Genomic DNA, 26168 nt, shown 5'->3' on the forward strand with positions numbered 1-26168 from the left:
CTCATCGGATTGAGCCCCTGCTTGCAACACCGGGCTCTTGATCAAGGAGAGACTGATGACGTCGCGTCGCAACATCGAACAGACTTATCGCACCTGGTCCAGCCCGATTCTGCTGGAGCTGAAAAAGCGCGAACACCAAATGGCGCCGGTCGAGCGTCAGGCACTGGAGAATGTTTTGGTCGAACGACGGTTGCTGGATGTCGGCAACCCGAACGGCCCTGACCGACGCCAGGGCACTGCGGGCAAGAATGACCGTCCAGGTTGACCAGCGCATCAGGCCGGGTTGAGGTTCAGCCCCAGCTTCAGCAGTTCCTTGCGCAGCATCGACGGTTTCACCACCGCCACGGCGGCCCGCCATTGCAGCGGCAGTAATCGATTTAACGTCTGCTGGCTGACCTGCGGTTCAGCCAGCAAACAACTCTGACCGTCACGAATGCTGATGACGTTGAGCAACCAGTCCTCGCCCTGCCCGGCCATCCAGGCGCAAATCTCGTTGCGATGCCTGTCCAGCAACGCATCGGCGTCCCACACCGTCATCTGTGCGAACACCTGCGGCAGGTTGCTGTCCGGGTTGAAGCGTTTCAAATCCGCCGCCAACGCGGTCTGCAGGTCTGCTTCGATGGCGGCCTGACATTCGAGGAAATACTGCTCGGGCCAGTTCGCCGGCAGAGTTGCCCGCTGCGCCAATACCTCATACGCCTCGATATCGGCGTCAGTGGTCATCTGCCCGGTGAAGTTGAGCGTGTTGTCGAGGATCGCCGTGGCCAGCAATGCCGCGCTTTGCGCGCTGATTCGCGGGAGCAGGCCGGCGGCGTGCCAGCGTTGAAAAACCAGCGTCGCTGCCGCGCCGATCGGGCGGATGTCGGCAGCGGAGCCGAGTCGCTCAGTCCAATAGCGTTCATAACCGGGGTGATGGTCGATGACCTCGACCACTTGGTCGAGCACCACCAGCGGGTCGAAGTGGTGGTGGTCGGACACATCGACCAGCACGAATGCGTCATTGGCTTGCGGCGTGTAACGCTGAAACGCAGCGCCCCAACCCAGAACGGTTGGCGACACGCTGCTATTGGGTTTTGCGCTGCTGACCGCGCGGGCGGGAAGGCCTTGCAGGTTGAGCAATTCGGCGAAGGCGATGCAGCAGGCGTAGGCGTCGATGTCCAGATAGGACGCGCCGGAGGTGATGATGTTCATGGGGCGCAAACGTCGCACATTTCCATGACATTGGGGTGACATGAAAAGATCGCAGCCTGCGGCAGCTGTTCAACTTGTAGGAGCTGCCGCAGGCTGCGATCTTTTGAACTTCAGCCCGCGCGCTGCCTTGCTGCCACCGCCGCCGAAGCCGCGAGCATCGCCCGCAGCAACACCGCACACCCGGCCGCCAGATCATCCGGCGCGGCGTTCTCGATTTCGTTGTGGCTGATGCCGCCCTCGCACGGTACGAAGATCATCCCGGCCGGGCCGAGTTCGGCGAGGAAGATCGCGTCGTGGCCGGCGCCGCTGACGATGTCGATGTGCGACAGGCCCAGACCTTGCGCCGCGCCGCGCACGGCTTCAACGCAGCCTTTTTCGAAGTACAGCGGCGGGAAGTCGGCGGTCGGGGTCAGTTCATAGGTCAGGCCGTGTTCTTCGCAGGTGGCGTCGATGACGTGCTTCACTTCGGCGATCATCGAATCCAGGCGCGCCGGTTGCAGATGCCGGAAGTCGAGGGTCATCCGCACCTCGCCGGGGATGACGTTGCGCGACCCGGGGTAGGCTTGCAGGCAACCGACGGTGCCACAGGCGTGGGGTTGGTGGCCGAGGGCGGCGCGGTTGACCGCACCGACGATCACCGAGGCGCCAACCAGGGCGTCCTTGCGCAGGTGCATCGGCGTCGGACCGGCGTGCGCTTCGACGCCGCGCAGTTTCAGGTCGAACCACTTCTGCCCCAGCGCGCCGAGCACCACACCGATGGTTTTCTGTTCGTCTTCGAGGATCGGGCCTTGCTCGATGTGCGCTTCAAAGTACGCCCCGACCTTGTGCCCGCTGACTTTGCGCGGCCCGGCATAGCCGATGGCGTTCAGCGCTTCGCCGACGGTGACGCCCTCGGCATCGACCTTGGCGAGGGTTTCTTCGAGGGTGAATTTCTCCGCGAACACCCCGGAGCCCATCATGCACGGGGCGAAGCGCGAGCCTTCTTCGTTGGTCCAGACCACCACTTCCAGCGGCGCTTCGGTTTCCACACCGAGGTCATTGAGGGTGCGCAGGACTTCGACGCCAGCGAGCACGCCGAAGCAGCCGTCGAACTTGCCGCCGGTGGGTTGGGTGTCGATGTGGCTGCCGGTCATCACCGGCGGCAGGTCGGGATTGCGCCCCGGACGACGGGCGAAGATGTTGCCGACGGCATCCACCGTGACGCTGCACCCGGCGTCCTTGCACCATTGCACGAACAGGTCGCGGGCCTGGCGATCGAGGTCGGTCAGGGCCAGGCGACAGACCCCGCCCTTGACCGTGGCGCCGAGCTTGGCCAGTTCCATGAGCGAGGCCCAGAGGCGGTCGCGGTTGATGTGCTGATGGGTGGATTGCAGAACGTCTACGGCTGCGTTCATGGGGATCTCCTCAGGCTGCTTTTCTTATGGATATTGCTGTGGTGTCTGGTAGACCGTTATCGCGAGCAGGCTCACTCCTACGGGGGAACGCATTCCAAAATGTAGGAGTGAGCCTGCTCGCGATGGCGCCCTCAACTACACCGCTGACTTCACGACCGAAGGCTGCGCCCGCATCACGCACAACCCGTAATAAATCACCCCGCCCAGCGCCGAGCCGGTGAACCAGCCGTAGCTGTAGAACCAGCTGAACGCATCGCTGCCGAGCGACAGCAGGGTCAGCACCACTGGCACGCCGAACGCGACAAACCCGGCCCAATTCCACGCCGGATAGACGTCGTCGCGGTATAGCCCGGCCAGGTCCAGTTGCTGTTTCTTGATCAGGAAATAGTCCACCACCATGATCCCGGCGATCGGTCCGAGCAGGCTCGAATAGCCCAGCAGCCAGTTGGAATACACGGTTTCCAGGCTGACATCGGAAACGATCAGCCCAAGCTTTTTCAGCAGTTCGTGGGCCATCAGCGCCAGCCCGACCAGCCCGGTGAGCAACACTGCTTTGGTGCGGTTGATCACCTTGGGCGCAATGTTCTGGAAGTCGTTGGTCGGCGAAACGATGTTCGCCGCGGTGTTGGTCGACAGCGTGGCGATGATGATCAGCGCCATGGCCACCGCGACCCACACCGGGCTCTGGATATGGCCGATCAGACTGACCGGGTCGGACACGGTGACACCAACCAGTTTCACCGACGCGGCGGTCATCACCACACCCAGCGAGGCGAACAGGAACATGGTCAGCGGCAGGCCGAAAATCTGTCCGAGGATCTGGTCCTTCTGGCTCTTGGCGTAACGGCTGAAGTCAGGAATGTTCAACGACAACGTGGCCCAGAAGCCGACCATCGCCGTCAGCCCGGCGGCGAAGTAACTGACCACACTGGCGCCTTCCGGGCGCTTGGGCGCAATCGCCAACAGCTCGGTCATCGACACATTGGGCATCGCCCACACCAGCAGGCCGATGCCGACCGCCACCAGCAACGGCGCGGACAGGGTTTCCAGCCACTTGATCGATTCGGCGCCGCGGATTACCACCCACAGGTTCAGCGACCAGAAAATCATGAAACCGATCACCTCGCCGGTTCCACCGAGAGACTTCCAGCCGTCGAACACCGAACCGAGAAACAGGTGAATCGCCAGGCCGCCGAACATCGTCTGGATACCGAACCAGCCACACGCCACCAGTGCACGAATCAGGCACGGCACGTTGGAGCCGAGCACGCCGAACGACGAACGCAACAGCACCGGGAATGGAATGCCGTACTTGGTGCCGGGAAAGGCGTTGAGCGTGAGCGGGATCAGCACGATGACGTTGGCCAGCAGAATCGCCATCAGCGCTTCGCCAACGCTGAGGCCGAAATACGCGGTGAGCACACCGCCCAGGGTGTAGGTCGGCACGCACACCGACATGCCGACCCACAGCGCGGTGATGTGCCATTTGTTCCAGGTTCGTTCGCGCACCTTGGTCGGTGCCATGTCGTGGTTGTAACGGGGACTGTCGAGGACGTCGCTGCCGGCTTCGAGTTCGAACAAGCCGTCCCGCTCGGTCACTTGCGATCTGTTCTGTTGCATGGCCGCTCCACTGTTCTTCTGATTATTTTTTTGCTCATCAGGCGGCTGCACACAGGGTGCGAGCCGGACGATGGCCGGAGGAACTGACAACTTTCGTGTACCGGCCATGGTGTCAGCGGCGGCATCAATAAACGTGCCGGGTGCCCCGCTTGCGCATCGGGCCGTGTTGCTGAGGCATTACAACTTTCTGATATTGCTCGGTTTTAATTATTCATCGGGTGAGTCCGCGAAAACCTGTCTGCACGCTCAGGCTAAACGTTTGCCAAGTTGTTCGAACTGTCAGGACTCAATCTGGTGCACTGGACTTTTTTTCATCCGGGGCGATTAACCGCAGCTCAACTTCAAGCAGCTGATTTCACATAGGAAATCTTGCTCATATTTCCATCCTGTCAAGTGCGTCAAAATGGTGAACAGCCTCACCATTTTGGTGATTTGCTATTTTTATCGTTATTTATCAATAAGTTAAAACAGCAATAAGCTTATAAAAAATAATCTTGATCAATTGCAGAACTGCGACTAGCTTCTATTCCTGACAGCGCTGACAGGAATACGCCGATCATCGCTGTACATCAATAAAACATTTAGAACCGGCATAAGCCGGTCATGCCTGCGAGGAACTCGGAATGTCTCTGTTGATCCGTGGCGCCACCGTTGTTACCCATGATGAAAGTTATCGCGCCGACGTCTATTGCGCTGACGGCGTGATCAAAGCCATCGGTGAAAACCTGGATATTCCCGCCGGCGCCGAAGTGCTCGACGGCAGCGGTCAATACTTGATGCCTGGCGGCATCGATCCACACACCCACATGCAACTGCCCTTCATGGGCACCGTGGCCAGTGAAGACTTCTACAGCGGTACGGCGGCCGGTCTGGCCGGTGGCACCACGTCGATCATCGACTTCGTGATTCCCAATCCGCAGCAATCGCTGATGGAAGCGTTTCACCAGTGGCGTGGCTGGGCCGAGAAGTCGGCGTCGGACTATGGCTTTCATGTTGCGATCACCTGGTGGAGCGAGCAGGTGCGTGAGGAAATGGCCGAGCTGGTCAGCCATCACGGGATCAACAGCTTCAAGCATTTCATGGCCTACAAGAATGCGATCATGGCCGCCGACGACACGCTGGTGGCGAGCTTCGAGCGTTGCCTGGAACTCGGCGCGGTGCCGACCGTGCACGCGGAAAACGGCGAACTGGTCTATCACCTGCAACGCAAGCTGATGGCCCAGGGCATTACCGGGCCGGAAGCGCATCCGCTGTCGCGGCCGTCGCAGGTGGAAGGCGAAGCGGCGAGCCGGGCGATTCGCATTGCCGAAACCATCGGCACGCCGTTGTACCTGGTGCACGTGTCGACCAAGGAAGCCCTCGACGAAATCACCTATGCCCGCAGCAAGGGCCAGCCGGTGTACGGCGAAGTGCTCGCCGGGCATCTGCTGCTCGACGACAGCGTCTACCAACACCCGGACTGGCAGACCGCTGCCGGTTACGTGATGAGTCCGCCGTTCCGTCCGCGCGGACATCAGGAAGCGCTGTGGCATGGCCTGCAAAGCGGCAATCTGCACACCACCGCCACCGACCATTGCTGCTTCTGCGCCGAGCAGAAAGCCGCCGGGCGCGACGACTTCAGCAAGATCCCCAACGGCACCGCCGGCATTGAAGACCGCATGGCAGTGCTGTGGGATGAAGGGGTCAACAGCGGACGTTTGTCGATGCAGGACTTCGTCGCACTCACCTCCACCAACACCGCGAAAATCTTCAACCTCTACCCGCGCAAAGGCGCGATCCGCGTCGGCGCCGATGCCGACCTGGTGCTGTGGGATCCGCAAGGCACCCGCACCATCTCCGCCAAGACCCACCATCAGCAGGTGGACTTCAACATCTTCGAAGGCAAGACCGTGCGCGGCGTGCCGAGCCATACCGTCAGCCAGGGCAAAGTGGTCTGGGCCGACGGCGACCTGCGGGCCGAGCGCGGGGCCGGGCGGTACATCGAACGGCCGGCGTATCCGGCGGTGTTTGATTTGCTGAGCAAGCGGGCTGAACTGCATAAGCCCACAGCGGTTAAACGCTGATCCGACCCCCTGTGGCGAGGGAGCTTGCTCCCGCTGGACTGCGCAGCAGGCCCAAAACCATTCACTCCTGAGTATCAGGATCAGCGCATTGTCTGGTTTTGGGGCGGCTTCGCCACCCAGCGGGAGCAAGCTCCCTCGCCACAGGGTATGACAAAAACCACTGCCCATCAGAGGCAGAGAACCTCAATACCGTGAGGCACAAAACCGTGATCGAGACCCTGAACCATCTCCCGCACCCGCACGAAAGCGCGGCCGCCCTCGCCGGCCATTTCACCGATCTGGCGCCGCCGCTCAACGCCCGGCAGGCGCATCTGGAAGCCTCGCGCTGCCTGTATTGCTACGACGCGCCGTGTGTCAATGCGTGCCCGAGCGAGATCGACATTCCGTCGTTCATCCGCAACATCCACCAGGACAACGTGACCGGTGCGGCGCAGAAAATCCTCTCGGCGAACATCCTCGGCGGCAGTTGTGCGCGGGTCTGTCCGACCGAAATCCTCTGCCAGCAAGCCTGCGTGCGCAACAACGCGCAAGAATGCGCGCCGGTGCTGATCGGCCTGCTGCAACGCTACGCCGTGGACAACGCGCACTTCACCGAGCACCCGTTCCAGCGTGCCGCCAGCACCGGCAAGCGCATCGCGGTGGTCGGCGCCGGGCCGGCTGGGTTGTCCTGCGCCCACCGCAGCGCGATGCACGGGCATGACGTGGTGATTTTCGAAGCGCGGGAGAAGGCTGGCGGCCTCAACGAATACGGGATCGCCAAGTACAAACTGGTCGATGACTACGCGCAGAAAGAGCTGGATTTCCTCCTGCAGATCGGCGGCATCGAAATCCGTCACGGGCAGAAACTCGGTGACAATCTGAGCCTCAGCGAGCTGCATCAGCAGTTCGACGCGGTCTTTCTCGGCCTCGGCCTCAACGCCAGCAAACAGCTCGGCCTGCCGCACGAAGATGCGCCCGGCCTGCTCGCCGCCACCGACTACATCCGTGAACTGCGCCAGGCCGATGACCTGACGCAACTGCCGCTGGCCGAGCGCTGCATCGTCCTCGGCGCCGGCAACACCGCGATCGACATGGCGGTGCAAATGGCCCGCCTCGGCGCCCGCGATGTCAATCTGGTGTATCGCCGAGGCGCAGCGGACATGGGCGCCACCGGTCACGAACAGGACATTGCCAAGGCCAATCAGGTGCGCCTGCTGACCTGGGCGCAGCCGGATGAGGTGTTGCTCGACGCGCAAGGCCAGGTGCGCGGCATGCGTTTCGCCCGCACGCAACTGGTCGACGGTCGTCTGCAAACCACTGGCGAAACCTTTGAGCTGGCGGCCGACGCAATCTTCAAAGCCATCGGCCAGGCCTTCGACAGCTGCGCCCTCACCGACCCGCTGGCCCGCGAACTCAAGCGTCAGGGCGAACGGATTCAGGTCGATGACAACCTGCGCACCAGCGTCGCCGGCGTGTATGCCGGCGGCGACTGCACCAGCCTCGATCAGGACCTCACCGTGCAGGCCGTACAGCATGGCAAACGTGCCGCCGAGGCGATCAACGCGCAACTGATGCTCAACGTGGAGGCTGCGTAAATGGCCGATCTCTCGATTGTCTTCGCCGGTATCAAAGCCCCCAACCCGTTCTGGCTGGCCTCCGCGCCGCCGACCGACAAGGCCTACAACGTGGTCCGCGCCTTCGAGGCCGGCTGGGGCGGCGTGGTCTGGAAAACCCTCGGCGAAGACCCGGCAGCGGTCAACGTCTCGTCGCGCTACTCGGCGCACTACGGCAACAACCGCGAAGTGCTGGGCATCAACAACATCGAACTGATCACCGATCGCTCGCTGGAGATCAACCTGCGCGAGATCACCCAGGTGAAGAAAGACTGGCCGGACCGCGCACTGATCGTCTCGCTGATGGTGCCGTGCGTGGAGGAATCGTGGAAACACATCCTGCCGCTGGTGGAAGCTACCGGGGCTGACGGCATCGAGCTGAATTTCGGTTGCCCGCACGGCATGCCCGAGCGTGGCATGGGCGCGGCGGTCGGTCAGGTGCCGGAGTACGTCGAGCAGGTGACCCGCTGGTGCAAGACCTATTGCTCGCTGCCGGTGATCGTCAAGCTGACGCCGAACATCACCGACATTCGCGTCGCCGCTCGCGCTGCGCATCGCGGGGGCGCCGACGCGGTGTCGCTGATCAACACCATCAACTCGATCACCAGCGTCGACCTGGAACACATGGTCGCCCTGCCTACCGTCGGCAGCAAAAGCACCCACGGCGGTTATTGCGGTTCGGCGGTCAAGCCGATTGCGCTGAACATGGTCGCCGAGATCGCCCGCGACCCGCAGACCCAGGGCCTTCCGATCTGCGGCATTGGCGGCATCGGCAGCTGGCGAGACGCGGCGGAATTCATCGCGCTGGGCAGCGGCGCGGTGCAGGTGTGTACGGCGGCGATGCTGCACGGGTTCCGGATTGTCGAGGAAATGAAGGATGGGCTGTCGCGCTGGATGGACAGTCAGGGTTACGCCAACATCGCCGAGTTTTCCGGGCGCGCGGTGGGCAATACCACCGACTGGAAATACCTGGATATCAACTATCAGGTCATCGCGAAAATTGATCAGGAGGCCTGTATTGGTTGCGGGCGCTGCCACATTGCTTGCGAAGACACTTCACACCAGGCGATCAGCAGCCTCAAGCAGGCAGACGGCACGCATAAATATGAAGTGATCGACGATGAATGTGTGGGCTGCAATCTGTGCCAGATCACTTGCCCGGTGCAGGACTGTATCGAGATGGTGCCGATGGAGACGGGCAAGCCGTTTCTGGACTGGAACCATGATCCGAGGAATCCTTATCACGTTGCGGTCTAGCCCCTCACCCTAACCCTCTCCCAAAGGGAGAGGGGACTGATTGGGGGATGCTGGCAAACTCCGCCGACCTGAAAGTGCTGCTGTGAATCCATCATCGACAAGACTCACAGACAAGCACTGCGTTGAATCCATAATTGATACATGCACAGGCACGAACTGCGTTGAATCCATAATCGACTCGGTCTTTCAGGTCGATGTACCTCTAAATACACCTCGGTCGGCCCCCTCTCCCTCCGGGAGAGGGCTGGGGTGAGGGTCTGCTTTCAGGGTTCCAAACCGATCCCACGCAAGATCACACTCGTCACCGTCTGCACCGCCCGCTCAAACTGCATATCAGACAACGGCTGATGTTCATTCAGAATATTCACCTGATGATCAAAGTCGGCATAGTGCTGCGTCGACGCCCAGATCATGTACAGCAGGCTCGACGGTTCCACCGGCAGAATCCGCTGGTCTTCTACCCACTGGCGGATCTTCGCTTCCTTCATTTTGGCCCAGTCGTACAGGCTGACATCCAGCGCCTCGCCCAGGGTCGGCGCGCCGTGGATGATCTCGTTGGCCCAGACTTTCGAACCGTACGGCCGGCTGCGCGAGTGGTTCATCTTGGCGCGGATGTAGCTGCTGAGCACCACCCGCGGGTCATCGAACATCTCGAAGCACAGCGCGTCCTGTTTCCACACTTCCAGCAGATCGAACAGCACGGCGCTGTACAGTTCGCTCTTGGTGGAAAAGTAGTAATGCAGGTTGGAGCGCGGCAATTGCACTTCGGCGGCGATGTCGGCCATGGCGGTGCCGCCGAAGCCTTTTTCGGCGAAGACTTTTTCCGCCGCCAGCAGGATTTTCTCGACGTTACTGCGACGAATCTCGATCTTGTGATTGCCCATGAGGGCTCCCTGACAACGACGTGGTTGAAGACTAGCATCCGCTCTGGCATCGGGGCGACCGCTGCAAACAAAACTTCGTACGAAGGTCGGCGGATGGCTAAACTGGCGGTTCTTTGTCCTGCCTCTGAGGTATCCGCGATGCTGTTCAAGAATGTCCTGACCACCACTGCCCTGCTCGCTTCGCTGTTCGCCGCATCTTCCGTGTTCGCCCACGCCCACCTGAAAAGCCAGACCCCGGCCGCCGACAGCACCGTCGCGGCACCGGCCGACCTGCGCCTGACCTTCTCCGAAGGCGTCGAAGCCAGTTTCACCCAAGTCACCCTGACCCACGAGGGTGCCCCGGTCGCGCTCAAGCCGCTGACCACCGAAGGCGACAAGAAAACCCTGATCGTCACCCCCGCCGCCCCCCTCAGCGCCGGTGAATACAAAGTCGAATGGCACGCGGTGTCGGTCGACACGCACAAGAGCGAAGGCGCTTATCAGTTCAAGGTGGGCCAGTAATTCATGAGTGAAGCGCTGGTGCTGTGCCGCTTTGTGCACTTCAGCGTGGTGTTGATGCTGTTCGGAACCGGGCTGTTCCGTCCGCTGCTGCTCAAGACGCCAGTGCCGGCGCTGGATCGGCAACTGGCGCAACTTGCGCGCTGGCTGACGGCGATTGCGCTGCTCAGCGGTGTCACCTGGGCACTGTTGATCACCGCGAGCATGGCCGGCTCGGCGGCGGCAGCGTTTGACGCGACGACCATTGGCGTGGTGCTCGGCAATACGTTTTTCGGCCAGGTCTGGCGCTGGCATCTGCTGATCAACGCACTGCTGCTGGCGTTGCTGTTCACAACCTGGCGTTCAAGCGCACCGCTGCGCCTGGGCTTGAGCGCGTTACTGCTGGCGACGCTGGCGCCGGTCGGTCACGGTGCGATGCTCGATGGCCTCAGCGGGCAATTGCTGATCCTCAACCAGATCATCCACCTGACCTGCGTCGCCGCGTGGCTCGGTGGCTTGTTGCTGCTGGTACTGATCCTGCGCCAGCCGAGCGAACCGATGAGCCGGATCCTGCAACGCTTCAGCGGTGTCGGTTACGCGATCGTTGGCGGGCTGCTGATCACCGGGCTGATCAACGTGCGCGTGCTGACCGGCCAATGGTGGCCGACGCCGCTGTTCAGCGGGTTCGCCCTGATTCTGCTGATCAAGGCTGCGCTGGTGGTGGGCATGCTCGCGTTGGCGTTGTTCAACCGCTTGCGGATGGAGGATTGCCAACAGCGGATGGGCGCGCTCAAGCGCAGTGTGGTGCTGGAGTGGTTGTTGGGGATGGGTGCGGTGGCGGCTGTTTCGCTACTGGGCACCCTGCCACCGATGATCGCTGCCTGAAAGCACCGATCCCTGTAGGAGTGAGCCTGCTCGCGATAGCGATAGGTCAGGGAACACCTCAGTGACTGACACAACGCTTTCGCGAGCAGACTCACTCCTACAGGGGATCGGTGGCGATCAGTGCGGTTGTGTGTCGCCCGCTGCGGTGTCGATGCTGACCACCACCGACATCCCCGGGCGCAACCGCTCCTCTTCCTGCTGCCCCTCATCGATGGTGATCCGCACCGGCACCCGCTGGGCGATCTTGACGAAGTTGCCGGTGGCATTGTCGGCCTGCAGCAGGGCGAATTCCGAACCCGTGCCGGGCGAGATGTGCTGCACGTGGCCGGTGAATTTGCGGTGGTTCAGCGCATCGACGGTGAAACGCACTGGTTGCCCGACGCGCACGTTGTTCATCTGGGTTTCCTTCATGTTGGCGATCACCCATTTCTGGTTCGGCACCAGCGCCATCAACTGTGCGCCGGAGTTGACGTAAGCGCCGAGGCGCACGCCGATCTGCCCGAGCTGACCGTCACGCGGGGCGACGATACGGGTGTTCGACAAGTCGATCCGCGCCAGTTGCACCGCCGCTTCGGCACTGGCGACTGCCGCTTCCAGCGAACCGCGATTGACGATCACCGTTTGCAGGTCCTGACGGGCGATTTCCAGATTGGCCTTGGCCTGCGCCACCGCTGCAATGCCTTGCGCATTGGCCGCCAGCGCCACGTCCATTTCGCGCTTGGACACCGAGCCGTCACTCACCAGCTCCTTGTTACGCCGCAGATCCGCCTCGCTCTTGCGCAACTGCGCCTCGCTGTCGGCCACCACCGCCTGACGCAATTTGATCGTCGCTTCGGCGCTGTTGCGTTGCTGTACCACGTTGGCCAGCGCAGCCTTCTGCACCGCCAGTTGCGCCAGCGCCTGATCGAGGTGCTGCTGATAAATCCGGTCGTCCAGGCGCACCAGCAAATCGCCGGTCTTCACGTACTGGAAGTCCTGCACCGGCACCTCGAATACGTAACCGCTGAGCTGCGGCCCGATGATCGTCACCTGCCCGCGCACCAAGGCGTTTTCGGTGGTCTCGACCGCGCTGCTGAACGGCGGCAGTTGCCAGGCGTACAGCACGACCAGCACGCCGACGATGGCAATCGCGGCAAAGCCCAGCGACGAGATGATCCGCACCCGCAACGAGCGTGGCTCGGTATTGGGTGACGACGGCGGCGCCACGCCTTCCGGGGTGGCGGCGATGGCATTGGTGGTTGTGGTGGTCGGTTCGGTCATGAAGTAGAGGCACCGCTTGGAGGTACGGAAGGCGCTGGGTCGACGGCTTTGGTGGTGCTCATCAGCCACAGCGCACGAATGGAAAGCCAGATCATGGTCAGCACCGCAATCACGGCGATCAGCATGAACACATCGTTATAGGCCAGTACGTTGGCTTCGCGGGTCGCCGCGTTGGACAGACTGCGAATCCCGGCCAGGTTGCGCAGGCTCGGGTCGGCCAGCAAGGAGCCGTAGGCCGAGCCGCCACTCTGCACGCGGGCGGCCACCAGCGGGTCGGACAGCGTCAGGTGCTCGACCAGGTGGCTGGAATGGAATTTCTCGCGCACGATCTGGAACGTGCCCAACAACGCCGCGCCGAGCAGGCCGCCGAGGTTGTTGCAGATCCCGAACAACACCGAAAAACTCACCAGATTGCGCGGATTGGTCAGCACATTGCGAGTGCCGAAGACCATGGTCGGGCCGAGGAAAAACGTGCTGCCGAAGGCCAGCAGGAACTGACTGAAATACAGATTCGCCGGGCGGGTCAGGTTATTGGAGAAGCTGTCCATCACCGAACCTGTGGCCATCAGCGCCAGCGAGATGATCAGCGGCATCAGCAGGTGTTTGGGGTCGATGGTCAGCGCGCTGGTCGCCAACCCGGCGATGCTGCCGATCATCATCACCACGTACAGGCTGTGCAACTGCTCGTAGCCCATGTTCAGGTTCTGCATGAAACCGACGGCGCCGGTGGATTGCTCCGAAGTGACCATGCGAATCAGGGTCACCGCCAGCGCGAGGCGGATCATCGTGCCGCTGCCGAGCCAGCGGGTCATCAGCATCGGGTTGCTGCGATTGTGCTCGATCGCCAGGCCGGCGAGGATCAAGGCAATCGAGGCGGCCAGCGCGTAGCCGATCCAGTTCGCCTCCAGCCACCAGTCGATGCGGCCCAGCGACAGCACCGCGCAGAGCAATGCCACGCCGCTGGCGAGGATGGCGAAGGTGAGGAAATCCAGCGGTTCGAAGGTTTTGAAGCGGTCACCGGGCGGCAACTTGAGCAGCAGCACGCAGCCCAGCGACAGCAAGGCCATGCCCAGCTCGAACAGGTACAAGCCGCGCCATTCGGCAATCTGCAACAAATCCTCAGAGAACAAGCGCGCCAGCGGCAAGGCCAGTTGTGAGGCGCCCAGTCCCAGCACCAGCGCCTTCAGTCGCCACTTGGCCGGAAACGCCTGGACCATGTAATACAGGCCCAGCGAACTCAGCGCCGCACCGACCATGCCGTGCGCCGCCCGCACCGCGATGGCCGAACTGAGGTCGTTGACGAACAGGTGGCCGAAAGTCACCAGCGCGTACAGCACCAGAAACACCTCGGTGAACGCGCGCAAACCGAACTGCTGGCGAAACTTCACCAGCAGCAGGTTCATCGACACGTTGGTCATGACGTACGCAGCCGGCAGCCAGGCCATCTCCGCCGTGGTCGCGCCCAACGCGCCTTGCAGGTAAGGCAGGTTGGCGACCACCAGCGAGTTGCCCAAACCACCGGTGACTGCCACCAACAGCCCGACCAGCGCATAGGCCAGGCGCTTGGGGTTGGAGTGCAGCGGCGTTGAAGGGGAACCGGGCAGACTGGGCTTCTCGTGAGGCTGCCAGTCGCGCGGGGCGTATCGATCCATTGAAAGGCCTTGTGCTGAAGTTGCTTGGAGTTTGCCGCAAATCCTGCGGCAAACCCATATCCCTTGTAGGAGTGAGCCTGCTCGCGATAGCGGTATATCAGTCACTATGATTGTGGATTGTTAAATCGCTATCGCGAGCAGGCTCACTCCTACACCGGAATTGTGTGAAGCCCGATTCGTAAAATTTGTTTAAAGGTCCTCTCGCCCGCAGCGGATTTTTCCCGCGCCGGGCAACTGCCACCCTTGCAGCCCTTCTCAACCTGTAAGGTGCCCGTTATGACCACGCCCCATCGGCAACGCTCCCCACGCCTTTTGAAAAACCTGCTGGCCGCCGCACTGTTGCTGCCCGCCCTTGCCTTCGCCCAGGAACGCCCGTGGCCGGACGGCTCGCAACTGGTGATCTCGGTGTCGATGCAATTCGAAACCGGCGGCCAGCCCGAAGGTGCGGAAAGTCCGTTTTCCGGTAGTCCGTTACCCAAGGGCTACCCAGACCTGCCGGCGCAGACCTGGTTTGATTATGGCTACAAAGAAGGACTTTGGCGCATGCTCGATCTGTGGGATCGCACCGGCATCAAGGTCACCTCCCACGTGGTCGGCGAAGCGGCGCTCAAACACCCGGAACTGGCAAAAGCGATTGCCGAGCGCGGCCACGAACTGGCGGCCCACGGCATGCGCTGGGCCGATTCGTACAACATGAGCTATGAGCAGGAAAAACAGTTCATCGGCGACGGCGTGAACGCGGTGGAAAAACTCACCGGTCAGCGCTCGGTGGGCTACAACGCCAACTGGCTGCGGCGCAGCCCGAACACGCTGAAGGTCCTGCAGGACCTGAACTTCACCTATCACATCGATGACGTCAGCCGCGACGAACCGTTCGTGACCTTAGTCCGTGGGCGCAAATTCGCTGTGGTGCCGTACACCCTGCGCAATAACGACATCGTGCTGATCGAGGGCCGGCACTTTTCCGCCGAGCAGTTCTATCAGCAACTGGTGCTGGAATTTGATCGTTTGTACGCCGAAGGTGCGAGCAAACGGCGGATGATGTCGGTGAGTCTGCACGACCGCATCGGCGGCACCCCGGCGATGGTCGAGGCGATGGAGCGCTTCATCCGGTACGCGCAGGGGCATCCAAAGGTGAGTTTCATGCGCAAGGATCAGATCGCGCAGATCGTACTGACCGAGAAAAATCCTTTGATTGATTGAGGCGCAAAGGATCAAAAGATCGCAGCCTGCGGCAGCGCCTGCATTGGAAATGCGTTTTCTCTGTAGGCGCTGCCGCAGGCTGCGATCTTTTCAGGCGCGCTGCAACATGTAGCCCGCCACCACAATACACACGCTGGCGAACCCCACCTGCAACGCCCGCGCCGGCACCCGGGCGCAAAGCCTGCGCCCGATGATCATGCCGACCACACTGGCGACGATAAACGCCACACCCTGAGCGTCAATCCGCACGCCTGCGTGAAACGATCCGATCACGCCAATCGCCGAAATCAGACTGATCACCATCAGCGAGGTCGCCACGATCCCGCGCATCTGCACATCGGTCAGTTGCTTGAACGCCGGCACGATCAGGAAGCCACCGCCGACGCCGAGCAAACCCGAGACCACGCCCGTCACCGCCCCCAATGCCGCGAGGGTCGCGGTGCATTTGGCGGTCCAGTCGAAACGCCCGGTCTCTTCATTCAGCATGCAGTTTTTCTGCCCCCAACTGGCATGACCGTGATCGCTCGGCCCCTCCTGCTGACGCTCACGGCGCAGCATGCGCCAGGCCACCATGACCATCAGCAGACTGAAGAGGATCATCAGGATTTTCTCCGGCAACTGATGCGCGAAGTAGATGCCCAGCGGCGAAAACACCGCGCCGAGCGCGGCAATCAGCAGCGCCGCGCGATAGCGCACCAGGCCATGGCGCAAACCGTCGATCGCCCCCACCGCCGCCGCACTGCCCACCGCGAACAACGCCACGGGCGCAGCTTGCGTCATGCTCCAACCGAGGCCAAGCACCAGCGCGGGCACCGCGAGAATCCCGCCGCCCGCGCCGGTCAACCCGAGAATCAACCCCATCAACACGCCAAACAGACTTGCCAGCAACATAGGGAGTTCTCAGTCGACTTTGGACAAACCGGTCAGCCATTCGCGGCCCTTGAGCATGCCGTTCCAGTAGAACCACGGCAGCAGCGTCGCCTTGAGGAACCACGCCGAACGGCGCGGCACGGTCGCATCGAGGGCAAAGGTCGGCAGCAACTTCCCGCCGTAGCCGAACTCGGCAAGGATCACCTTGCCCTTCTCCACCGTCAGCGGGCACGAACCGTAACCGTCGTACTTCAGTGGCAATGGCTGTTGCTTGCGCAGGGCCAGCAGGTTTTCGGCGACTACAACAACCTGCTTGCGCACGGCGGCAGCGGTTTTCGCGTTGCTGGTGCCGCAGATATCACCGAGGCCGAACACCTGCGGGTAACGCGGATGCTGCAGGCTGTGCGGGTTGACCTCGCACCAGCCGGCGGCGTCGGCCAGCGGGCTGTGGGCGATGAAGTCCGGCGAGACTTGCGGCGGCACTACGTGCAACAGATCGAAGGTTTTCGCCACACGGGTGACGTTGCCGTCGGCATCCTTGACCTCGAACCACGCGGTTTTTGCCGGGCCGTCGACCTTGACCAGATTGCTGTTGAAGGCCAGCTGCGCGTTGTACTTTTCGATGTATTTCATCAGCGGCGGGACGAAGGTCGCGACGCCAAACAACGCCGCGCCGGCCAGGTTGAATTCAACCTCGACCTTGTTCAACACACCGGTTTTGCGCCAGTGATCGCACGACAGGTACAACGCCTTCTGCGGCGCGCCGGCGCATTTGATCGGCATCGCCGGCTGGGTGAACAGCGCCTTGCCGCCACGCAGTTTCTGCACCTGGTCCCAAGTGTATTGCGCATGCTGATAGCTGTAGTTGGAGGTCACGCCGTGCTGGCCGAGGCTTTCCTGCAGGCCTTCGATCTTTTCCCAGGCCAGACGCAGGCCGGGGCAGACGATCAAATTCTGATAAGTGACGGTGCGTTGATCGTTGAGGGTCAACTGGCGCTGGTCGGGATCGATGGCGGTCACCGCCGCCTGAATCCAGGTGGCCTGACGCGGCATCACCTTGCTCATCGGCCGGACGGTGTCCTTGACGTCATAGGCGCCACCGCCGACCAGCGTCCACGCTGGCTGGTAGTAGTGTTGGGCGCTGGGCTCGATCACGGTGATGTTGAGCGCGGGATCACGCTTGAGCAGACTGGCGACGAAGCCGAGGCCGGCGGTGCCGCCGCCGATGACCACGATATCTGCACTGATGGATGGGCCCCAGTGTTGATCGTTCATTGCTTGTTCCTTATTGCTGCACGCAAGGTTTTTCCGGCCATCGCACAAATCCATTGTAGGAGTGAGCCTGCTCGCGATGGCGGTGGATCAGTCTATGAAGATGTTGGCTGATTCACCGCCATCGCGAGCAGGCTCACTCCTACAGCGATTGTGTGGTGGCTGGCATTTATTGATGGCCCAGACTTTTCAACACCGCCCCGCAATACAACCCGGACAAGGTCTTCATCACCTGAATCACTTCGGGACTGGCCAGGCCGTAAAAGATGTATTTGCCCTCGCGACGGGTCGCCACCAGGCCTTCATCGCGCAGGATGCCCAATTGCTGGGACAGCGTCGGCTGGCGCACGCCGGTCATTTTTTCCAGCTCGCCGACGTTGCGTTCGCCCTGAGTCAACTGGCACAGGATCAACAGACGATCCTCATTGGCCAGCGCCTTGAGCAGCGCACAGGCCTTGGAGGCGGACGCCCGCAATTGCGCGACTTCACATTCGGTCAGACTGGATTGCATTTGCACGATGCCTTCAACGTCACTTAAGCTGCGAACATTATGTTTTTAGATAAAGTGTTGCAACCCATTTCCCTCGTTCAGGTTCGTGTCCATGCCCGCGCAGATTGAAGCTTTCCTCGACCCCGCCTCCTCGACCTACAGCTACGTGGTCTATGAAGCCGATGGCGGGCAATGTGCAATCGTCGATCCGGTGCTCGATTACGACGGCGCCGCCGGTCGCACCTGCACGGTGCAAGCCGACAAAATCATCGCCTTCGTGCGTGAACACCGCTTGCAGGTGCAATGGCTGCTGGAAACCCACGCCCACGCCGACCACCTGTCCGCCGCGCCGTACCTGCGCCGGGAACTGGGCGGCAAAATCGCAATTGGCCAGTCGATCAGCAAAGTGCAGAACGTGTTCAAGGCGCTGTTCAATCTGGAGCCGGAATTCTGCGTCGATGGCTCGCAGTTCGATCACCTGTTCGCGCCGAACGAGTCGTTCATGATCGGCAACCTCAAGGCCACCGCCCTGCACGTCCCCGGCCACACCCCGGCGGACATGGCCTATCTGATCGACGGCGAACAGATCCTGGTCGGCGACACCCTGTTCATGCCCGACGTCGGCACCGCCCGCTGCGACTTCCCCGGCGGCAACGCGCATCAGCTGTTCAACTCGATCCACAAACTGCTGGCCTTCCCCGCCAGCGTCAAACTCTACGTCTGCCACGACTACCCGCCGCAAGGCCGCGCCTCGCAGTGCCAGACCACCGTCGGTGAGCAGCGCAAAAGCAATATTCATGTACATGACGGGATCGATGAGGCGGCGTTTGTCGAGATGCGCACAAAGCGTGACGCCGGGCTGGGCATGCCGACGCTGTTGCTGCCGGCGATTCAGGTGAATGTGCGGGCGGGGAATTTTCCGGCGCCTGAGGACAACGGTGTGGTTTATCTGAAGGTGCCAATTAATAAGCTCTAACAGCAAAGATCGCAGCCTGCGGCAGCTCCTACACGGGAACGCATTCCAATTGATGGGACTCGCGTTCTTCCTGTAGGAGCTGCCGCAGGCTGCGATCTTTTGATCCTCAAGACCCCAGCGTCAACCCATTCGCCGGCAACGGCAGCGCCGTCTTGTAGCGCACCTGCTTCAAGGCAAAACTCGACCGGATGTTCGCCACCCCCGGGACCTTGGTCAGAAAGTCCATCATGAACCGCTCCAGCGACTGAATCGTCGGCACCAGCACCCGGATCAGATAGTCCGGGTCGCCGGCCATCAGGTAGCACTCCATCACCTCGGGGCGGTCGGAGATCGCCTCTTCGAAATGCTGCAACGCCTCCTCCACCTGCTTCTCCAGGCTGACATGAATGAACACATTCACATGCAGGCCCAGCAGATCGGCATCCAGCAGGGTCACCTGCTCGCGAATCAGGCCCAGTTCCTCCATCGCCTTGACCCGGTTGAAGCACGGTGTCGGCGACAGGTTCACCGAGCGTGCGAGGTCGGCATTGGTGATGCGCGCATTCTCCTGAAGGCTGTTGAGAATGCCGATGTCAGTACGGTCCAGTTTGCGCATGAGACAAAACCACCTGTTTTTTATGTTTATGCAGAATTTCTATCTGCAAATCGTCTCCAGCGCAACGAAACAGAGAGAAATATTCTTCTTGGCCGGGCCTATGATTGTTGTAGGACAAGATTTCTTTCACCCAAGAATGATTGCCAGCTCACTACAAGAAATTCACAAGATCGAGCGTAGAAGCCATGACCCAAGCGTATGAACCGCTGCGTCTGCACGTCCCTGAACCCTCGGGCCGCCCAGGCTGCAAAACCGATTTCTCCTACCTGCATCTGACCGATGCCGGCACGGTGCGCAAACCTTCCATCGATGTCGAACCTGCTGATACCGCCGACCTGGCGCGTGGCCTGATCCGTGTGCTCGACGATCAGGGCAACGCCCTCGGCCCATGGGCTGAAAACGTGCCGGTCGAGATCCTGCGCAAGGGCATGCGCGCCATGCTCAAGACGCGGATCTACGACAACCGCATGGTGGTCGCCCAGCGTCAGAAAAAAATGTCGTTCTACATGCAAAGCCTTGGCGAAGAAGCCATCGGCAGCGCCCAGGCCCTGGCCTTGAACATCGACGACATGTGCTTCCCGACCTACCGCCAGCAAAGCATCCTGATGGCCCGCGAAGTGCCGCTGGTCGACCTGATCTGCCAACTGCTGTCCAACGAGCGCGATCCGCTCAAGGGCCGGCAACTGCCGATCATGTACTCGGTCAAGGACGCCGGTTTTTTCACCATTTCCGGCAACCTCGCCACCCAGTTCATCCAGGCCGTCGGCTGGGGCATGGCCTCGGCGATCAAGGGCGACACCAAAATCGCCTCGGCGTGGATCGGTGACGGCGCCACCGCCGAATCGGACTTCCACACCGCCCTCACCTTCGCTCACGTTTACCGTGCGCCGGTGATTCTCAACGTGGTCAACAACCAGTGGGCGATCTCGACCTTCCAGGCCATCGCCGGGGGTGAAGCCACCACCTTCGCCGGACGCGGCGTCGGTTGCGGCATCGCGTCGCTGCGGGTCGATGGCAACGACTTCTACGCGGTCTACGCCGCTTCTGCGTGGGCTGCCGAACGCGCCCGGCGCAACCTCGGCCCGACCATGATCGAATGGGTCACCTACCGCGCCGGCCCGCACTCGACCTCCGACGATCCATCCAAATACCGTCCTGCCGATGACTGGAGCCACTTCCCGCTGGGCGACCCGATTGCCCGCCTGAAGCAGCACCTGATCAAGGTCGGCCACTGGTCGGAAGAAGAGCACAGCGCCGTCAGCGCCGAGCTCGAAGCCGAAGTGATTGCCGCGCAGAAACAGGCCGAACAGTACGGCACCCTCGCCGGCGGCCAGATTCCAAGCGCCGCGACCATGTTCGAAGACGTCTACAAAGAGATGCCGGAGCACTTGAAGCGCCAGCGTCAGCAGTTGGGGATCTGACATGAACGATCACAACAACAATATTCAGTTGGAAACCGCGATGACCACGACCACCATGACCATGATCCAGGCCCTGCGCTCGGCCATGGATGTGATGCTTGAGCGTGACGACAATGTGGTGGTGTTCGGTCAGGACGTCGGCTACTTCGGCGGCGTGTTCCGTTGCACCGAAGGCCTGCAGACCAAGTACGGCACCTCGCGGGTATTCGACGCGCCGATCTCCGAGAGCGGTATCGTCGGCGTGGCCGTGGGCATGGGTGCCTACGGCCTGCGTCCAGTCGCCGAGATCCAGTTCGCCGACTACGTCTACCCGGCTTCCGACCAGATCATTTCCGAAGCGGCGCGCCTGCGCTATCGCTCGGCCGGCGAATTCACCGCGCCGATGACCCTGCGCATGCCGTGCGGCGGTGGGATCTACGGCGGTCAGACCCACAGCCAGAGCATCGAGGCGATGTTCACTCAGGTCTGTGGCCTGCGCACCGTGATGCCTTCCAACCCGTACGACGCCAAGGGCCTGCTGATCGCCTCCATCGAAAACGATGACCCGGTGATCTTCCTCGAGCCGAAACGCCTGTACAACGGCCCGTTCGACGGCCACCACGACCGCCCGGTAACGCCGTGGTCGAAACACCCGCAAGCCCAGGTACCGGACGGTTACTACACCGTGCCGCTGGACGTTGCCGCGATTACCCGTCCGGGCAAGGACGTGACCGTGCTGACCTACGGCACCACCGTCTACGTCTCGCAAGTCGCTGCAGAAGAATCCGGGGTGGATGCCGAAGTCATCGACCTGCGCAGCCTGTGGCCGCTGGACCTGGAAACCATCGTCAAGTCGGTGAAGAAAACCGGCCGTTGCGTGGTGGTGCACGAAGCCACCCGCACCTGCGGTTTCGGCGCCGAACTGGTGTCGCTGGTGCAAGAGCATTGCTTCCATCACCTGGAAGCGCCGATCGAACGCGTCACCGGTTGGGACACCCCCTACCCGCACGCGCAAGAGTGGGCGTATTTCCCTGGGCCGTCCCGAGTGGGCGCGGCGCTGAAACGGGTCATGGAGGTCTGAATGGGCACGCACGTTATCAAGATGCCGGACATCGGCGAAGGCATCGCAGAAGTCGAACTGTCGCAGTGGCACGTCAAGGTCGGCGATCTGGTGGTTGAAGACCAGGTGCTGGCGGACGTGATGACCGATAAGGCAATGGTGGATATTCCGTCGCCAGTGCACGGCAAGGTGATTGCGCTCGGCGGTCAGCCGGGTGAAGTGATGGCGGTCGGCAGTGTGCTGATCAGCATCGAGGTCGAAGGGGCCGGCAACTTGAAAGAGTCCGCCGCGCCAGCGCCGGTTAAAGAAGCACCGGCTGCGCCGAAAGCTGAAGCAGTCGTCGAGAGCAAACCGGCCGCCGCTGCTGCACCGCGTCCGGCACCGGTTTGCCAGGGCCCGATGGTTGCCCGCGAGGCCGATGAACGCCCACTGGCCTCCCCGGCCGTGCGCAAACATGCGCTGGATCTGGGCATTCAGTTGCGTCTGGTGCGCGGTTCCGGCCCGGCCGGCCGTGTACTGCACGAAGACCTCGAAGCCTATCTGACGCAAGGTCAGTCGAACGCCTCGACGCCGGTGGCCGCTGCTTACGCCCAGCGCAACGACGAAGAACAGATTCAGGTTATCGGCATGCGCCGCAAGATTGCCCAGCGCATGCAGGACGCCACCCAGCGTGCCGCGCACTTCAGTTATGTTGAAGAAATCGACGTCACCGCGATTGAAGAACTGCGCGCGCATCTGAACGAAAAACACGGCGCCAGCCGGGGCAAGTTGACCCTGCTGCCGTTCCTCGTCCGCGCACTGGTCGTGGCCCTGCGCGACTTCCCGCAGATGAACGCCCGTTACGACGACGAAGCCCAGGTCATCACCCGCCTCGGTGCAGTGCATGTGGGCGTCGCCACGCAAAGCGACGTTGGCCTGATGGTCCCGGTGGTGCGTCACGCCGAGGCCCGCAGCCTGTGGGACAGCGCCGCGGAAATCGCGCGTTTGGCTAACGCCGCGCGCAATGGCAAGGCCAGCCGCGATGAACTCTCTGGCTCGACCATCACCTTGACCAGTCTCGGTGCGCTGGGCGGCATCGTCAGCACCCCGGTGCTGAACCTGCCGGAAGTGGCGATTGTCGGCGTGAACAAAATCGTCGAACGGCCAATGGTCGTCAAAGGCCAGGTGGTGATCCGCAAGATGATGAACCTCTCCAGCTCCTTCGATCACCGCGTGGTCGACGGCATGGACGCGGCGCTCTTCATCCAGGCCATCCGTGGCCTGCTCGAACAACCCGCGACCCTGTTTGTGGAGTGATGCCATGCAGACTTTGAACACCACGCTGCTGATCATTGGCGGCGGCCCCGGCGGTTACGTCACGGCGATTCGCGCCGGACAACTGGGCATTTCGACGATTCTGGTCGAAGGCCAATCGCTGGGTGGCACTTGCCTGAACATCGGTTGCATCCCGTCGAAAGCGCTGATTCATGTGGCTGAGCAGTTTCACCAGACTCAGCATCACAGCCAGCATTCGGCGCTGGGCATCAGCGTTGCGGCGCCAACCCTCGACATTACTAAAAGCGTCGAGTGGAAGGACGGCATCGTCGATCGCCTGACTACAGGCGTTGCGGCGCTGCTGAAAAAGCACAAGGTTCAGGTGATCAATGGCTGGGCCAAGGTCATCGACGGCAAAACCGTCGAGGTCGGTGATACGCGGATCCAGTGCGAACACCTGGTGCTCGCCACCGGTTCGACCAGCGTCAACCTGCCGATCCTGCCGATTGGCGGGCCGATCATCTCCTCCACCGAAGCATTGGCGCCGAAGTCCGTGCCCAAGCGTCTGGTGGTGGTGGGCGGTGGTTACATCGGTCTGGAGCTGGGCATTGCTTACCGCAAGCTCGGCGCCGAGGTCAGCGTGGTCGAGGCGCAGGATCGTATTTTGCCGGCCTACGACGCTGAACTGACGCAACCGGTGCACGACGCGCTGAAGCAATTGGGCGTGAAGCTCTATCTCAAGCACAGCGTGCTGGGCTTCGACGGCACCTTGCAGGTGCGTGACCCGAACGGCGAGACCCTGAACCTGGAAACCGATCAGGTGCTGGTGGCGGTCGGGCGCAAACCGAACACCCAGGGCTGGAACCTCGAAGCGCTGAACCTGGACATGAACGGCTCGGCGATCAAGATCGACAGCCGCTGCCAGACCAGCATGCGCAACGTCTACGCCATCGGCGACCTGAGCGGCGAACCGATGCTCGCGCACCGTGCCATGGCCCAGGGCGAAATGGTTGCCGAGTTGATCAGCGGCAAATCCCGCGAATTCAACCCGACCGCCATCGCCGCCGTGTGCTTCACCGACCCGGAGCTGGTGGTGGTCGGCCAGACTCCGGACGAGGCCAAGGCTGCCGGGCTGGACTGCATCGTCTCCAGCTTCCCGTTTGCGGCCAACGGCCGGGCGATGACCCTGGAATCGAAAAGCGGCTTCGTGCGGGTGGTCGCGCGTCGTGACAATCATGTGATTGTCGGCTGGCAGGCGGTAGGTGTCGGGGTCTCGGAATTGTCGACCGCGTTCGCGCAAAGCCTGGAAATGGGCGCGCGCCTGGAAGACATCGGCGGCACCATCCATGCGCATCCGACCCTGGGTGAAGCGGTGCAGGAAGCGGCGTTGCGTGCTTTGGGGCATGCGCTGCACCTGTAAACGCTGAACCCCTGTGGCGAGGGAGCTTGCTCCCGCTGGGCTGCGAAGCGGCGCCAAACCCAGCCACCCCAGTGCACCTAAAGCACCGCGGTGTCCGGTTTTACCAGTGCTGCGCACTGGAGCGGGAGCAAGCTCCCTCGCCACAAAAGAGGTGAAACATGCAGGAATGAGGGGGGGTTAGTAAGCAAGCTACTATTTTTGCCATCCCTCCATCGTCCGGGCTGCGAAACCGCTCAAGAATGAAGTATTGTTGTGCCCATCCAAAAAACGTCAGAAGCCTTGAACCGTTTCGACGGTTGTTCAGTGATAGAGGGTGTCATGGGTAACGAGAGCATCAATTGGGACAAGCTGGGTTTTGATTACATCAAGACCGACAAACGCTATCTGTCGTACTTTCGCGATGGCGAGTGGGACAAAGGCACCCTGACCGAAGACAACGTGCTGCACATCAGCGAAGGCTCGACTGCCCTTCACTATGGCCAGCAGTGCTTCGAAGGCCTGAAGGCCTATCGTTGCAAGGACGGCTCGATCAACCTGTTCCGTCCGGACCAGAACGCCGCGCGCATGCAACGCAGCTGCGCCCGCCTGCTGATGCCACACGTGTCCACCGAGCAGTTCATCGAAGCATGCAAAGACGTGGTTCGCGCCAACGAGCGCTTCATCCCGCCTTACGGCACCGGCGGCGCGCTGTACCTGCGTCCGTTCGTGATCGGCGTGGGTGACAACATCGGCGTGCGTACCGCACCGGAGTTCATCTTCTCGGTATTCGCGATCCCGGTCGGCGCCTACTTCAAGGGCGGCCTGACCCCGCACAACTTCCAGATCTCCAGCTTCGACCGCGCCGCCCCGCAAGGCACCGGTGCGGCCAAGGTCGGTGGCAACTACGCCGCCAGCCTGATGCCGGGCTCCCAGGCCAAGAAGGCCCACTTCGCTGACGCCATCTACCTGGATCCGCTGACCCACAAGAAGATCGAGGAAGTCGGTTCGGCCAACTTCTTCGGGATCACCCACGACAACAAGTTCATCACGCCGAACTCGCCGTCGGTCCTGCCAGGCATCACCCGCCTGTCGCTGATCGAACTGGCCAAGACCCGTCTGGGCCTGGAAGTGGTTGAAGGCGACGTGCTGATCGACAAGCTGTCGGACTTCAAGGAAGCCGGCGCCTGCGGCACCGCTGCCGTGATCACCCCGATCGGCGGCATCAGCTACAACGACCACCTGCACGTGTTCCACAGCGAAACCGAAGTCGGCCCGGTCACCCAGAAGCTCTACAAAGAGCTGACTGGCGTACAGACCGGCGACATCGAAGCGCCAGCGGGCTGGATCGTCAAGGTTTGAGCTGACGGCTGCTGA

General features: G+C 61.8%; 23 protein-coding genes. 13 read left to right on the forward strand and 10 right to left on the reverse strand.

Annotated elements, in window-relative coordinates:
• Positions 1-55: 55 nt before the first annotated feature.
• Positions 56-265: a hypothetical protein gene (locus tag J5M57_RS13495; protein ID WP_003224027.1), complete on the forward strand. Its 210-nt coding sequence runs from the start codon at positions 56-58 to the stop codon at positions 263-265.
• Between the two features lie 8 nt (positions 266-273).
• Here J5M57_RS13495 and J5M57_RS13500 read toward each other — a convergent pair whose 3' ends face one another.
• The 3 genes from J5M57_RS13500 to J5M57_RS13510 form a co-directional block, all read right to left on the reverse strand.
• On the reverse strand, positions 274-1191 hold the full coding sequence (locus J5M57_RS13500) for a DHH family phosphoesterase (RefSeq protein ID WP_207849258.1): 918 nt from the start codon (positions 1189-1191) through the stop codon (positions 274-276).
• Positions 1192-1301: 110 nt separating this feature from the next.
• Positions 1302-2585: a Zn-dependent hydrolase gene (locus J5M57_RS13505; RefSeq protein WP_207849257.1), complete on the reverse strand. Its 1284-nt coding sequence runs from the start codon at positions 2583-2585 to the stop codon at positions 1302-1304.
• A gap of 135 nt (positions 2586-2720) precedes the next feature.
• Positions 2721-4205 (reverse strand): NCS1 family nucleobase:cation symporter-1, encoded by a 1485-nt coding sequence (locus J5M57_RS13510; protein WP_064587097.1) that lies wholly within the window; start codon positions 4203-4205, stop codon positions 2721-2723.
• Positions 4206-4828: 623 nt separating this feature from the next.
• Between J5M57_RS13510 and hydA the strand changes: the two genes are divergently transcribed.
• The 3 genes from hydA (at position 4829) to preA (ending at position 9117) form a co-directional block, all read left to right on the forward strand.
• Positions 4829-6268, forward strand: coding sequence for a dihydropyrimidinase (gene hydA, locus J5M57_RS13515; RefSeq protein WP_169840536.1), 1440 nt, complete (start codon positions 4829-4831; stop codon positions 6266-6268).
• A gap of 206 nt (positions 6269-6474) precedes the next feature.
• On the forward strand, positions 6475-7842 hold the full coding sequence (locus tag J5M57_RS13520; protein WP_207849256.1) for an NAD(P)-dependent oxidoreductase: 1368 nt from the start codon (positions 6475-6477) through the stop codon (positions 7840-7842).
• Complete coding sequence (gene preA, locus J5M57_RS13525) at positions 7843-9117, forward strand: NAD-dependent dihydropyrimidine dehydrogenase subunit PreA (RefSeq protein WP_169840537.1); 1275 nt, start codon at positions 7843-7845, stop codon at positions 9115-9117.
• A gap of 263 nt (positions 9118-9380) precedes the next feature.
• Here preA and J5M57_RS13530 read toward each other — a convergent pair whose 3' ends face one another.
• On the reverse strand, positions 9381-10001 hold the full coding sequence (locus J5M57_RS13530; RefSeq protein ID WP_064587091.1) for a TetR/AcrR family transcriptional regulator: 621 nt from the start codon (positions 9999-10001) through the stop codon (positions 9381-9383).
• Positions 10002-10139: 138 nt separating this feature from the next.
• Between J5M57_RS13530 and copC the strand changes: the two genes are divergently transcribed.
• Both copC and copD read left to right on the forward strand, forming a co-directional pair.
• Positions 10140-10502, forward strand: a complete 363-nt coding sequence (copC, locus tag J5M57_RS13535) for a copper homeostasis periplasmic binding protein CopC (protein ID WP_207849255.1) — start codon at positions 10140-10142, stop codon at positions 10500-10502.
• A 3-nt stretch (positions 10503-10505) separates the two neighbouring features.
• The gene (gene copD / locus J5M57_RS13540) at positions 10506-11363 is read left to right on the forward strand and encodes a copper homeostasis membrane protein CopD (protein WP_207849254.1); all 858 of its coding nucleotides are present in this window, start codon (positions 10506-10508) and stop codon (positions 11361-11363) included.
• A 117-nt stretch (positions 11364-11480) separates the two neighbouring features.
• Here copD and J5M57_RS13545 read toward each other — a convergent pair whose 3' ends face one another.
• On the reverse strand, positions 11481-12623 hold the full coding sequence (locus J5M57_RS13545) for an HlyD family secretion protein (RefSeq protein WP_064587087.1): 1143 nt from the start codon (positions 12621-12623) through the stop codon (positions 11481-11483).
• Positions 12620-14275, reverse strand: coding sequence for an MFS transporter (locus J5M57_RS13550; RefSeq protein ID WP_207849253.1), 1656 nt, complete (start codon positions 14273-14275; stop codon positions 12620-12622). Before J5M57_RS13550 ends, J5M57_RS13545 begins: the two co-directional genes overlap by 4 nt.
• A 276-nt stretch (positions 14276-14551) precedes the next feature.
• Here J5M57_RS13550 and J5M57_RS13555 point away from each other — a divergent pair, with 276 nt between their 5' ends.
• The gene (locus J5M57_RS13555; RefSeq protein WP_169840541.1) at positions 14552-15478 is read left to right on the forward strand and encodes a polysaccharide deacetylase family protein; all 927 of its coding nucleotides are present in this window, start codon (positions 14552-14554) and stop codon (positions 15476-15478) included.
• Positions 15479-15568: 90 nt separating this feature from the next.
• On the opposite strand, the gene J5M57_RS13560 is transcribed toward J5M57_RS13555, so the two are convergent.
• The 3 genes from J5M57_RS13560 to J5M57_RS13570 form a co-directional block, all read right to left on the reverse strand.
• Complete coding sequence (locus J5M57_RS13560) at positions 15569-16369, reverse strand: sulfite exporter TauE/SafE family protein (protein ID WP_207849252.1); 801 nt, start codon at positions 16367-16369, stop codon at positions 15569-15571.
• Between the two features lie 9 nt (positions 16370-16378).
• The gene (locus J5M57_RS13565) at positions 16379-17623 is read right to left on the reverse strand and encodes an FAD/NAD(P)-binding oxidoreductase (protein ID WP_207849251.1); all 1245 of its coding nucleotides are present in this window, start codon (positions 17621-17623) and stop codon (positions 16379-16381) included.
• A gap of 166 nt (positions 17624-17789) precedes the next feature.
• Positions 17790-18131 (reverse strand): metalloregulator ArsR/SmtB family transcription factor, encoded by a 342-nt coding sequence (locus tag J5M57_RS13570; protein ID WP_007965280.1) that lies wholly within the window; start codon positions 18129-18131, stop codon positions 17790-17792.
• A 91-nt stretch (positions 18132-18222) separates the two neighbouring features.
• Between J5M57_RS13570 and J5M57_RS13575 the strand changes: the two genes are divergently transcribed.
• On the forward strand, positions 18223-19086 hold the full coding sequence (locus tag J5M57_RS13575; protein ID WP_207849250.1) for an MBL fold metallo-hydrolase: 864 nt from the start codon (positions 18223-18225) through the stop codon (positions 19084-19086).
• 106 nt (positions 19087-19192) lie between these two features.
• On the opposite strand, the gene bkdR is transcribed toward J5M57_RS13575, so the two are convergent.
• Complete coding sequence (bkdR, locus tag J5M57_RS13580; protein WP_016985245.1) at positions 19193-19681, reverse strand: Bkd operon transcriptional regulator BkdR; 489 nt, start codon at positions 19679-19681, stop codon at positions 19193-19195.
• A 185-nt stretch (positions 19682-19866) separates the two neighbouring features.
• Between bkdR and J5M57_RS13585 the strand changes: the two genes are divergently transcribed.
• The 5 genes from J5M57_RS13585 to J5M57_RS13605 all read left to right on the forward strand — a co-directional run bounded on the left by J5M57_RS13585 (position 19867) and on the right by J5M57_RS13605 (position 26153).
• Positions 19867-21102, forward strand: a complete 1236-nt coding sequence (locus J5M57_RS13585) for a 3-methyl-2-oxobutanoate dehydrogenase (2-methylpropanoyl-transferring) subunit alpha (RefSeq protein WP_064587079.1) — start codon at positions 19867-19869, stop codon at positions 21100-21102.
• 1 nt (position 21103) lies between these two features.
• A complete protein-coding gene (locus J5M57_RS13590; protein ID WP_003224000.1) occupies positions 21104-22162 on the forward strand; it encodes an alpha-ketoacid dehydrogenase subunit beta in 1059 nt (352 codons plus the stop codon).
• Positions 22163-23437 (forward strand): dihydrolipoamide acetyltransferase family protein, encoded by a 1275-nt coding sequence (locus J5M57_RS13595; protein ID WP_207849249.1) that lies wholly within the window; start codon positions 22163-22165, stop codon positions 23435-23437.
• Positions 23438-23441: 4 nt separating this feature from the next.
• On the forward strand, positions 23442-24815 hold the full coding sequence (gene lpdA, locus J5M57_RS13600) for a dihydrolipoyl dehydrogenase (RefSeq protein WP_207849248.1): 1374 nt from the start codon (positions 23442-23444) through the stop codon (positions 24813-24815).
• 318 nt (positions 24816-25133) lie between these two features.
• A complete protein-coding gene (locus J5M57_RS13605) occupies positions 25134-26153 on the forward strand; it encodes a branched-chain amino acid aminotransferase (protein WP_064587076.1) in 1020 nt (339 codons plus the stop codon).
• Positions 26154-26168 lie beyond the last annotated feature (15 nt).

The organism is Pseudomonas sp. 86_A (genome assembly GCF_017491705.1).
Classification (GTDB): domain Bacteria; phylum Pseudomonadota; class Gammaproteobacteria; order Pseudomonadales; family Pseudomonadaceae; genus Aquipseudomonas; species Aquipseudomonas koreensis.

Bases quoted from the DNA above. Each gene is read 5' to 3' on its own strand.
- J5M57_RS13495 (WP_003224027.1), top strand. From the start codon at position 56: ATGACGTCGCGTCGCAACATCGAACAGACTTATCGCACCTGGTCCAGC.
- J5M57_RS13500 (WP_207849258.1), bottom strand. From the start codon at position 1,191: ATGAACATCATCACCTCCGGCGCGTCCTATCTGGACATCGACGCCTAC.
- J5M57_RS13505 (WP_207849257.1), bottom strand. From the start codon at position 2,585: ATGAACGCAGCCGTAGACGTTCTGCAATCCACCCATCAGCACATCAAC.
- J5M57_RS13510 (WP_064587097.1), bottom strand. From the start codon at position 4,205: ATGCAACAGAACAGATCGCAAGTGACCGAGCGGGACGGCTTGTTCGAA.
- hydA (WP_169840536.1), top strand. From the start codon at position 4,829: ATGTCTCTGTTGATCCGTGGCGCCACCGTTGTTACCCATGATGAAAGT.
- preA (WP_169840537.1), top strand. From the start codon at position 7,843: ATGGCCGATCTCTCGATTGTCTTCGCCGGTATCAAAGCCCCCAACCCG.
- J5M57_RS13530 (WP_064587091.1), bottom strand. From the start codon at position 10,001: ATGGGCAATCACAAGATCGAGATTCGTCGCAGTAACGTCGAGAAAATC.
- copC (WP_207849255.1), top strand. From the start codon at position 10,140: ATGCTGTTCAAGAATGTCCTGACCACCACTGCCCTGCTCGCTTCGCTG.
- copD (WP_207849254.1), top strand. From the start codon at position 10,506: ATGAGTGAAGCGCTGGTGCTGTGCCGCTTTGTGCACTTCAGCGTGGTG.
- J5M57_RS13545 (WP_064587087.1), bottom strand. From the start codon at position 12,623: ATGACCGAACCGACCACCACAACCACCAATGCCATCGCCGCCACCCCG.
- J5M57_RS13550 (WP_207849253.1), bottom strand. From the start codon at position 14,275: ATGGATCGATACGCCCCGCGCGACTGGCAGCCTCACGAGAAGCCCAGT.
- J5M57_RS13555 (WP_169840541.1), top strand. From the start codon at position 14,552: ATGACCACGCCCCATCGGCAACGCTCCCCACGCCTTTTGAAAAACCTG.
- J5M57_RS13560 (WP_207849252.1), bottom strand. From the start codon at position 16,369: ATGTTGCTGGCAAGTCTGTTTGGCGTGTTGATGGGGTTGATTCTCGGG.
- J5M57_RS13565 (WP_207849251.1), bottom strand. From the start codon at position 17,623: ATGAACGATCAACACTGGGGCCCATCCATCAGTGCAGATATCGTGGTC.
- J5M57_RS13570 (WP_007965280.1), bottom strand. From the start codon at position 18,131: ATGCAATCCAGTCTGACCGAATGTGAAGTCGCGCAATTGCGGGCGTCC.
- J5M57_RS13575 (WP_207849250.1), top strand. From the start codon at position 18,223: ATGCCCGCGCAGATTGAAGCTTTCCTCGACCCCGCCTCCTCGACCTAC.
- bkdR (WP_016985245.1), bottom strand. From the start codon at position 19,681: ATGCGCAAACTGGACCGTACTGACATCGGCATTCTCAACAGCCTTCAG.
- J5M57_RS13585 (WP_064587079.1), top strand. From the start codon at position 19,867: ATGACCCAAGCGTATGAACCGCTGCGTCTGCACGTCCCTGAACCCTCG.
- J5M57_RS13590 (WP_003224000.1), top strand. From the start codon at position 21,104: ATGAACGATCACAACAACAATATTCAGTTGGAAACCGCGATGACCACG.
- J5M57_RS13595 (WP_207849249.1), top strand. From the start codon at position 22,163: ATGGGCACGCACGTTATCAAGATGCCGGACATCGGCGAAGGCATCGCA.
- lpdA (WP_207849248.1), top strand. From the start codon at position 23,442: ATGCAGACTTTGAACACCACGCTGCTGATCATTGGCGGCGGCCCCGGC.
- J5M57_RS13605 (WP_064587076.1), top strand. From the start codon at position 25,134: ATGGGTAACGAGAGCATCAATTGGGACAAGCTGGGTTTTGATTACATC.